The sequence below is a fragment of the Micromonospora sp. LOL_015 genome, assembly GCF_048060275.1.
In the GTDB taxonomy this organism is placed as follows: Bacteria; Actinomycetota; Actinomycetes; order Mycobacteriales; family Micromonosporaceae; genus Micromonospora_E.
Genome location: NZ_JBHMIO010000084.1, coordinates 1 through 9860 on the forward strand (window position 1 = coordinate 1; position 9860 = coordinate 9860).

The 9860-nt window shown below is 69.8% G+C and carries 6 protein-coding genes and 1 pseudogene; 6 read left to right on the forward strand and 1 reads right to left on the reverse strand.

Annotation, left to right across the window (positions count from 1 at the left end; translation table 11 throughout):
* Positions 1 to 756: 756 nt before the first annotated feature.
* The 6 genes from ACFHWU_RS28065 to ACFHWU_RS28090 all read left to right on the forward strand — a co-directional run bounded on the left by ACFHWU_RS28065 (position 757) and on the right by ACFHWU_RS28090 (position 8576).
* Complete coding sequence (locus ACFHWU_RS28065) at positions 757 to 2091, forward strand: quaternary amine ABC transporter ATP-binding protein (protein WP_416592158.1); 1335 nt, start codon at positions 757 to 759, stop codon at positions 2089 to 2091.
* On the forward strand, positions 2088 to 2975 hold the full coding sequence (locus ACFHWU_RS28070; protein ID WP_416557281.1) for an ABC transporter permease: 888 nt from the start codon (positions 2088 to 2090) through the stop codon (positions 2973 to 2975). The genes ACFHWU_RS28065 and ACFHWU_RS28070 overlap by 4 nt, the downstream gene beginning before the upstream one ends.
* Positions 2976 to 3142: 167 nt before the next feature.
* Positions 3143 to 4054: a glycine betaine ABC transporter substrate-binding protein gene (locus tag ACFHWU_RS28075; RefSeq protein WP_416569444.1), complete on the forward strand. Its 912-nt coding sequence runs from the start codon at positions 3143 to 3145 to the stop codon at positions 4052 to 4054.
* Between the two features lie 249 nt (positions 4055 to 4303).
* Positions 4304 to 5869, forward strand: coding sequence for an aldehyde dehydrogenase family protein (locus ACFHWU_RS28080; protein WP_416592159.1), 1566 nt, complete (start codon positions 4304 to 4306; stop codon positions 5867 to 5869).
* Complete coding sequence (locus ACFHWU_RS28085) at positions 5869 to 7263, forward strand: aminotransferase class III-fold pyridoxal phosphate-dependent enzyme (protein ID WP_416592160.1); 1395 nt, start codon at positions 5869 to 5871, stop codon at positions 7261 to 7263. The genes ACFHWU_RS28080 and ACFHWU_RS28085 overlap by 1 nt, the downstream gene beginning before the upstream one ends.
* Complete coding sequence (locus tag ACFHWU_RS28090; protein ID WP_416557277.1) at positions 7260 to 8576, forward strand: aspartate aminotransferase family protein; 1317 nt, start codon at positions 7260 to 7262, stop codon at positions 8574 to 8576. The genes ACFHWU_RS28085 and ACFHWU_RS28090 overlap by 4 nt, the downstream gene beginning before the upstream one ends.
* 49 nt (positions 8577 to 8625) lie before the next feature.
* On the opposite strand, the pseudogene ACFHWU_RS28095 reads toward ACFHWU_RS28090, so the two are convergent.
* Positions 8626 to 9719 (reverse strand): annotated as a pseudogene (locus ACFHWU_RS28095) (ribonucleotide-diphosphate reductase subunit beta).
* Between the last annotated feature and the right edge of the window lie 141 nt (positions 9720 to 9860).

Here is a 9860-nt window from a genome sequence, read left to right on the forward strand (position 1 = left end):
CAGAGGGCACTTTCTACATCCGGGGTCCTGCCGGTCCAACCTTCATCGGTGGATCGAGGCTCAGAGACGACAGCGCGCTCATCGCCACGCAAACCCCTGCCCGCTCATTTGCACCGACCATTCGAGACGATCGAGCAGCGGCCCTCGACCGGGATCGACCCCGCCCTTCTTCGGAGCCACACTCCCCATATCCTGCCAGCACATTCTACGAAACTCGATAATTGATTCACTGTCAAAAGTTTGTATTCAATCCGAACCGTCGCTCCCGCCGCTTATTCCGCAGATCAGCAGTGGCCCACCCAGTTACCGACGGATTGTTATCCAGGTCTATGAGGCGAGATGCGGCGACCTGCGAGCATGGGCCCTCCGCCGGGCGTCCTTGGGCGTTGCCGCCGCAGGTCAGGGGCTCTACCCCCGGGATAACCGGAGGTTCCTCGTCATACCTCGCATCTCGGGCCAGCGAGCGCGGTGTGCGCTTTGCCGTACCGCCAGCACATATACCTGATTCGGTGGCGATACCGTCGACAATGGAACAGCTGGAATGGCAGCACCGCCCCCAGACACCCCGTGCGAGATGTCCGAAACATCCCGTACGGGGATGTTTTTCGTTCGCGGCAGACCGTCGGGTATGGTCGAGTGCAAACCCCCACCACAGACCTGGTTTGACTTGCCCACCGACCGTCCGACGACTCGATTTCGGTCGATGAACACCTGCCGTGTGCGTCGATTGGGACCAGCGTCACGACATTCGTTGGAATGGAGATCGTGTCCGCAATCGTCGTGAAATCGTTGTACAAAATTTTCGGCAAACGTGCTGACAAGGCGCTCGAGCGCCTCAAGACCAGCCAACCCGATGCTCCGGCGAACCTGGGCGGCGCCACCGCGGCCGTCGTCGACGCCAACTTCGAGGTCCGGCCCGGCGAGATCTTCGTCGTGATGGGGCTCTCCGGGTCCGGGAAGTCCACCCTGATCCGGATGCTGAACGGCCTGCTCACCCCGACCGGCGGCTCGGTCGAGATCGACGGCGTCGACCTCACCAAGCTCAAGCCGGCCGCGCTGCGCAAGCTACGCCGCGAGAAGGTCAGCATGGTCTTCCAGCACTTCGCGCTGCTGCCGCACCGCTCGGTGCTGGAGAACGCCGGCTACGCGCTGGAGGCGGCCGGGCTGCCCCGCGCCGAGCGGCGGGAGCGGGCGATGGAGGCACTGCGCCTGGTCGGTCTGGACCGCTGGGCGGACAAACTGCCCCAGGAGCTGTCCGGCGGGATGCGTCAGCGGGTCGGCCTGGCCCGGGCGTTGGCGGCCGGCACCGACATCATGCTGATGGACGAGGCGTTCTCCGCCCTCGACCCGCTGATCCGCCGCGAGGTGCAGGACCAGTTGCTGGACCTGCAGGCTCAGCTCGGCAAGACGATCGTCTTCATCACCCACGACCTCAACGAGGCGATGCGCCTCGGTGACCGGATCGCCGTGATGCGCTCCGGCCGGATCGTCCAGCTCGGCACCGCCGAGGAGATCCTCACCGACCCGTCGAACGACTACGTCGCGCAGTTCGTGGCGGACGTCGACCGTACCCGCATCCTCACCGCCTCATCGGTGATGGAGCGACCGCTCGGCGTCGTCGACGTCAACTCCGGTCCCCGGGTCGCCGCCCGGATCCTCCGGGAGACCCAGACCTCCGCGATCTATGTCACAGGTAAGAACAAGCAGTTCCTCGGTACGGTCTCCGACGACGTCGTCGACCAGGCGGTCCGCGACGGCCGGCGGAACCTGCAGGACGTGGTGACCACCGACCACGTCCGGGTCGCCGGGGAAGACACCCCGGTCGCCGAGTTGTTCACCCCCTGTGCGGAAAGTTCGCATCCGCTCGCGGTGACCGACACCACCGGCCGGCTCGCCGGTGTGATCCCCCGGATCACCCTGCTCACCGCGCTCGGCAGCATCGGCAGCGACGCCGGCAACGGGACCAGCGACGGCACCGGCGACGACGCCGAGCCGGCCAGCACCAGCGAGGTGGGCACCATCACCGCGACAGTCCCCGATCAGGCGGCCCCGGCTGATGCAGTGTTGAGCCCGGAGGGAGACCGTTCATGAACGCCGCTGACGGCATTGACAGCATCCTCCCGTACGTCAAGATCGGCTCGGCGTTCGAGGCCGTCGTCGACTGGACGACCGAGTACCTGGGTGCGCTCTTCGACGGGATCTCGACATTCGTCGAGTCGCTGGTGGATCCCCTGGTCGACGTACTGCTCGCACCGCCGGCGATCGTCGTGGTGCTGATCTTCGCGGCGCTCGGCTGGTGGCTGCGCGGGTGGAAGTTCGGCATCGGCACCGCCGTCGGGCTCGGCATCGTCGCCGGCATGCCCTACTGGGAAGAGACCATGAGTACGCTGGCGTTGGTGCTGGTGGCGAGTGCTCTGTCGCTGGCGATAGCGGTCCCGCTCGGGATCCTGATCGCGGAGAACCAGCGGGCGGCGGCGGTGACCCGTCCGGTGCTCGACCTGATGCAGACGTTGCCGGCGTTTGTCTACCTGATCCCGGCGATCTTCTACTTCGGCATTGGCGCCGTTCCCGGGGTGATCGCTACGGTGGTGTTCAGTATGCCGCCGGGGGTCCGGCTGACCCAGCTGGGTCTGCGACAGATCGACCGCGAGGTGATCGAGGCCGGTGAGGCGTTCGGCGCGTCGCCCTGGGCGGTCCTGCTCCGTACCAAGCTGCCGCTCGCCCTGCCGACCATCATGCAGGGGGTCAACCAGGTGATCATGCTGGCGTTGTCGATGGTCGTCATCGCCGGGATGGTCGGGGCCGGCGGCCTCGGCGAAGTGATCAACACCGCACTCGCCCGGCTCCAGGTCGGCCAGGGCTTCGAAGGCGGCATGGCCGTGGTGATCCTGGCGGTGGTGCTCGACCGGCTGACCGACTCGATCGGGGCCCGTACCCGGTCGGCGAAGGCCCAGCGGGCGCTGCAGGAAGCCTGACCCGCAAGTCCGACCGGGCCGGCCCGAGACCGGGCCGGCCCGATACCGAACCAGAGCTGCACCGTATCCGAACCGAGATCCCGCAGGGAGGGTCACCGGTGCCGGCGCCCTGCCTCGCTGCCGCGAGTACGCCGGTGTAGGGCAACACGATGGAAGGACGACAACGAATGTTCCGCAACAACCCGCTACGCCGGGCCGCAGTGGCGGCCACCGCCGCCCTGGCCCTGGGAGTCGCCGCCTGCGGTAGCGACGCCGACAGCGACACCGGCAGCGACAACGGTTCCGACGCCGTCGACAAGAGCATCACCATCGGCTACATGGCCTGGGACGAGGCGATCGCCGCCTCCTACCTGTGGCAGAACATCCTTGAGGCCGAGGGGTACGAGGTCGAGCTGACCAACGTCGAAGCCGGCGTGGTCTACTCCGGTCTGGCCTCCGGCGACATCGACCTGTTCCTGGACGGCTGGCTGCCGCAGACGCACGCCTCCTACATGGAGGAGTACAGCGGCGACCTGGAGACGATCGGGGTCTGGTACGACAACGCCAGCCTGAGCATCGCCGTCCCCGCCTACGTGGACGGGGTGGACTCGCTGGCGGACCTGGCCGACAACGCCGAGCTGTTCAACAACGAAATTATCGGCATCGAGCCGGGTGCCGGTCTGACCGCCGCCACCCAGGACAACGTCATGCCGACCTACGGGCTGGACGACTACGAGCTGCGGACCTCGTCCACCCCGGCGATGCTCGCCGCGCTGCAGAGCGCGATCGGCGACGAGGAGCCGATCGTGGTGACCCTGTGGCACCCGCACTGGGCCTACTCGAACTACGAGCTGAAGGACCTGGCCGACCCGGAGGGCACCCTGGGTACCGCCGAGGAGATCACCACGCTGGCCCGGACCGGGTTCAGCGCGGACTTCCCCGAGGTGACCGCGATGCTGGAGAAGTTCCAGATGGACGACCAGCAGCTCGGTTCGCTGGAGGACCTGATGTTCAACGTGCACGAGGGTGACGAGCCGGCTGCGGTCGAGGCGTGGCTGTCGGAGAACCCGGACTACCTGTCCACCCTGGGTGTCTCCTGACCCGGAACGACTGACCGAAACACCGCGGACCGGGGTGTCCGGGCTGGCCTGACGGCCGGTCCGGGCACCCCGGTCCCGTCTGTCGTAAGCCCGGCAGCAGCCTCCGGCAGGCCGGCAGCAGCGCTGCTCGGTGGAGAAGTTCTTGCTTCCGATACGCGGTGCGCAGTAGATTTTCCTGCATGAAGCGATGATGTCTGGAATTTTTTGCCACCCCTCACCGGGGTGCCGTCCCGCCGAAAGGAGTTTTCCGTGGCCGCACGCTTCCGGGTCACCTACGCGACCCTGTCCGCTGACAACGAGGACCTGCACACGGCGTACGAGGACGGCGCGGACCGGGCGCGGGCCTGGCTGGGCCAGCGCCTCACCCCGGTGGTCGACGGCACCGCCCGGCCCGGGGTCGACCCGGCCGAGCTGGTCAGCCCCGGCGACGTGACGCTCAAACTGGCCACCGTCACCGCCGCCACCGACCAGGACGTCGACGCGGCGGTCACCGCCGCCCGCGCCGCCGCGCCCGGCTGGGCCGCGACCCCGTGGCCGGACCGGGTCGCGGTGCTGCGCCGGGCGGCCGATCTGATCAGCGAGCGCTCCAACGAGTACGCCGCGCTGATGAGCATGGAGGTCGGCAAGAACCGGCTGGAGGCGCTCGGCGACGTCGAGGAATCGGCGGACCTGATCCGCTACTACTGCGACATGTACGACAAGCATCACGGTTTCGACCAGCCGATGGCGACCATCGCCGCCAACGAATCCACCCGCAGCGTGCTCAAGCCGTACGGGGTCTGGGCGGTGATCAGCCCGTTCAACTTCCCGATGGCGTTGACCGCCGGGCCGGCCGGCGCGGCACTGGTCGCCGGCAACACCCTCGTCCTCAAGCCCAGCCTGCAGGGCACCTTCTCGGCCTGGAAGTTCTTCGAGTGCCTGGTCGACGCCGGGTTACCGACCGGTGTCGCGCACTTCCTCCCCGGCGGCGACGACCCGGGCCGGGCACTGGTGGCGCACCCCGGCGTCGGCGGCCTCACCTTCACCGGATCGTACGAGACCGGCATGTCAATCATCCGGACGTTCACCGGCGCGTACCCGAGGCCCGTCGTCTGCGAGATGGGCGGCAAGAACGCCGCCATCGTCTCGGCCCGGGCCGACCTGGACCGGGCGGTCGCCGGCGTCGCCCGCTCCGCGTTCGGCTTCTCCGGCCAGAAGTGTTCGGCCTGCTCCCGGGTGTACGTGGCGCGGGAACTCCACGACGAGTTCGTCACCCGACTCGCCGAACGGGCCGAGTCGCTGGTCGTCGGCGACCCGTTGGCCCGTGACACGTACCTCGGTCCGGTCATCGACGCCGCCGCCGTACGCCGCTACGGCGAGGCCGTCGCACACGCCGCGACCGTCGGCCGGGTGGTCACCGGCGGCCAGGTGCTCGCCGGGGTCGACGGCCGCCCCGACGGCTACTACCTGGCACCGGCCGTCGTCGCCGACGTACCGCCCGACGACGACCTCTTCCAGCGCGAGCTGTTCGTGCCGTTCGTTGCGGTCAGCCCGGTCGACTCGGTCGACGAGGGCCTGGACCGGGCCAACAGCGTGCCGCTGGGCCTGACCGCCGGGTTCTTCTCCACCGACCAGGGCGAGATCGACCACTTCCTCGACCGGATCGAAGCCGGCGTCGTCTACGTCAACCGGCCGGCCGGCGCCACCACCGGCGCCTGGCCCGGGGTGCAGCCGTTCGGCGGCTGGAAGGGCTCCGGCAGCACCGGCAAGGCCGGCGGCGGCCCGTACTACCTGCAGCAGTTCCTCCGCGAGCAGTCGCAGACGGTGGTGGCCTGATGACGACGACCCCCGACTGGTTCGACCCGGACCGCCCGCAACCGCACCTGGTCACCGAACTGCCCGGACCGCAGGCCCGCGAAGTGCTGGCCCGCGACCGGGCGGTGACCAGCCCGTCGCTGCCCCGCGCCTACGCGATCGCGCCCCGGCGCGGCCACGGTACCGTCGTCGAGGACGTCGACGGCAACCTGTTCCTCGACTTCAACGCCGGGATCGCCGTCACCTCCACCGGCCACTGCCACCCGAGCGTCGTCGAGGCGGTGCAGCAGCAGGCCGCGACCCTGCTGCACTACTCGGCCAGCGACTTCTACCTGCCGATGTACGGACAGATGTGCCAAGCGCTGGCCGAGACCGCACCGATGGACGGCCCGGTGCGGGTCTTCCTGACCAACTCCGGGGCCGAGGCGGTCGAGGGCGCGCTGAAGCTGTCCCGGTACGCCACCGGCCGGCAGTACGTGATCAGCTTCTACGGATCGTTCCACGGCCGCACCTACGGGGCGATGACGCTGACCGGGTCGAAGTCCAAGTACCACAAGGGATTCGGCCCGCTGCTGCCCGGCGTGCTGCACGCGCCCTACGCCCCGGCGTCGCTGGACTTCATCGAGGAGGTGCTGTTCGAGCACCAGGTGGATCCGAGCGAGGTCGCGGCGATCTTCGTCGAACCGATCCAGGGTGAGGGCGGCTTCATCGTGCCGCCGGCCGGCTGGCTCGCCCGGCTACGGCGCATCTGCGACCAGCACGGGATCCTGCTCGTCGCCGACGAGGTGCAGTGCGGCATGGGCCGCACCGGCCGGATGTGGGCGATCGAGCACACCGGCGTACAGCCGGACATCCTGATCAGCGCGAAAGGCATCGCCTCCGGCCTGCCGCTGGGTGCGTTCCTGGCCCGGTCCGAGCTGATGGAGGCGTGGGGTCCGGGCGCGCACGGCTCCACCTACGGCGGCAGCCCGGTGTCGTGCGCCGCCGGCCTCGCCACCCTGCGGGTCATCCAGGAGGAGGGCCTGCTGGACAACGCCACGACGCAGGGTGAGTTCCTGCTCGCCGGGCTGCGCGAGCTGCAGCAGGCGTATCCCCGGCTGGTCGTCGACGTGCGCGGGGTCGGCCTGATGATCGGCGTCGAGTTCCCCACCGGTGAGATCGCCGGCCAGGTGCAGCAGGCGGCGTTCAGTCGCGGTCTGCTGGTGCTGGAGGCCGGCCCCAACGCGGTACGGATGTCGCCGCCGCTGGTGATCACCCGGGCCCAGGCGCAGACCGGTCTACGGCTGTTCGGCGCGGCCGTCGCCGAGGTCGCCGACAACGTTCAGGCCGCCGACAACGTTCAGGCCGCCGGCGACGGAAAGGTCGCAGCCGGCGGAGAGATCGAAGCCGGCGGGGCCGTCGCCGTACCGGGATGAGCCACGTCTTCGGCCGGGTGTCCGACGACGCGCCACGGATCGCCTCGGCGTCCGGCGCGCAGCTGTGGGACACCACCGGCAAGCGTTACCTCGACGCCGCCGCCGGGGCGATCGTCGTCGGCGTCGGTCACGGCGTCACCGAGGTGGTCCGGGCGCAGGCCGAGCAGGCCGGCGCGGTCGCGTACGCGCACGGCTCGATGTTCCGCGCCGACGTGCTGGAGGAGTACGCCGCCGAGCTCGCGGCCGTACTGCCGATGGACGATCCGTTGGTCTTCCCGGTCTCCGGCGGCAGCGAGGCGGTGGAGACCGCGCTGAAGATGGCCCGCGCCTATCACCTGGCCCGGGGCGAGGACCGGCACCTCGTCGTCGGCCGGGTCGGCTCCTACCACGGTAACTCCCGGGGCGCGTTGGACGCCTCTGGCCGGGCCGGGCTGCGTGCGCCGTACCTGCCGTGGCTGGGGCAGGCGGTGCACACCTCGACCCCGTACGAGTACCGCTGCCCGTTCCCGGACATCCATCCGGTCGGCTGCGGGGCGCGGCACGCGGCGGCGCTGGCCGAACTGTGCCGGACCCGGCCGGTCGCGGCGTTCATCGCCGAGCCGATCGCCGGGGCCGGGCTGGGTGCCTGCGTCCCGCCGGACGACTACTGGCCGGCCGTCGCCGAGGTCTGCCGCCGGTACGGGGTGCTGCTCATCGCCGACGAGGTGATGACCGGCTTCGGCCGCACCGGCACCTGGTTCGGCGTCGACCACTGGGGGGTACGCCCGGACATCCTGGTCGCGGCGAAGGGAGCCAGCTCGGGCTACTGGCCGCTGGGGCTGGCCGTCGCCGCCGGCCCGGTGCACGACACGATCGCGCGCACCGGTTTCACCCACGGGTTCACCTACTCGCACCACCTGGTCGGGGCGGCCACCGGCCGGGCGGTGCTGCGGGTGCTGCGCGAGCGGGACCTCGTCGCGGCCGGCCGGCGGGCCGGCGAGTCGCTGCGCCGGGCCCTGCGCCGGGAGCTGGCCGACTCACCGTACGTCGGGGACATCCGCGGGCGCGGTCTGCTGGTCGGCGTCGAACTGGTCGCCGACCGGCAGACCGCGCGGCCGTTCAGCCGTACCGCCCGGGTCGCCGAACGGGTCGTCGCCGCCGCCCGGCACGCCGGTCTGCTGCTCTACAGCGGAACCGGCTGCGCCGACGGCGTCGACGGTGACGTGATCCTGCTCGGCCCGCCGCTGGTCGTCTCGGCCGACGAGGTCGAGGAGATCGCGGTCGGCACGGCGGCGGCGATCCGCACCGTGACGGAGCGGGCCGAGGCGGGGTAGCCGACCTTCGCGGAACAGCCGGCCCCGCCGGCCCGAGCCGGGACGCGGGTCAGAAGTCGTCGTCGAAGGTCACCGAGCCGGTCACCCCGACCTGGTACGCCGACACCCGCCGCTCGAAGAAGTTGGACAGCTCCTGCACGTCCTGCAACTCCATGAAGGCGAACGGGTTACGGCTGCCGTACATCGGCTCGATGCCGAGCACCGCGAGCCGCCGGTCGGCGACGTGCTGCAGATATTCCCGCATGTCGGCCAACGACATCCCGGACACGCCCTGGTCGAGCAGATCCGCGGCGAACTGCACCTCGCACTCCACCGCCTCGGCCAACATGTCCTTGACCTGCTGCTGCATCTCGGCGTCGAACAGGTCCGGCTCCTCGGCGCGGACCGTGTCCACCACGTCGAAGGCGAACGCCATGTGCATGGACTCGTCGCGGAACACCCAGTTGGTGCCCGAGGCGAGACCGTGCAGCAGACCCCGGGACCGCAGGAAGTACACGTACGCGAAGGCGCCGTAGAAGAACAACCCTTCGATGCAGGCGGCGAAGCAGATCAGGTTGAGCAGGAAGGCCCGCCGGTCGGCGCGGGTACGCAGCTCCCGCAGCTCGAAGATCGAGTCGATCCATCTGAAGCAGAACTCGGCCTTGCGGGCGATCGACGGGATGTTCTCCACCGCCGCGAACGCCGCGAACCGCTCCCGCTCGTCCGGCACGTAGGTGTCCAGCAGGTTCAGGTAGAACTGGACGTGCACCGCCTCCTCGAACAGTTGCCGGGACAGGTAGAGCCGGCCTTCCGGGAGTTGACGTGCTGGTAGAGGTTGAGCACCAGGTTGTTCGCGACGATGGTGTCGCCGGTGGCGAAGAACGCGACGAGCCGGGACACCAGATGCCGCTCGGCCGGCGACAGCCTGGCCAGGTCCGGCAGGTCGGAGTGCAGGTCGACCTCCTCCACCGTCCACGTGTTCTTGATCGCGTCCCGGAACCGGTCGAAGAACTGCGGATACCGCATCGGCCGCAGGGTCAGATCCATGCCGGGGTCGAGCAGCAGCTGCCGCCGATCCGCGCCGGTCGTCGCGTCGCTGGCGGCGGCGGTCGCGGTGGCGGTGGCGGTTTCGGAGACGGTGGCGGTTTCGGAGACGGTGGTCACTGGCAGGCCTCACAGGTTTCGGGGTTTTCCAGGGAGCAGGCCGACGCCTCGTCGTCGCTGGTCGCGATGACTGGCCCGGGGGTCGGCCCGGCGGTCGGCGCGATGCCGACGGTGGCCTGCTGGATCCGGGTCGCCGGGCGC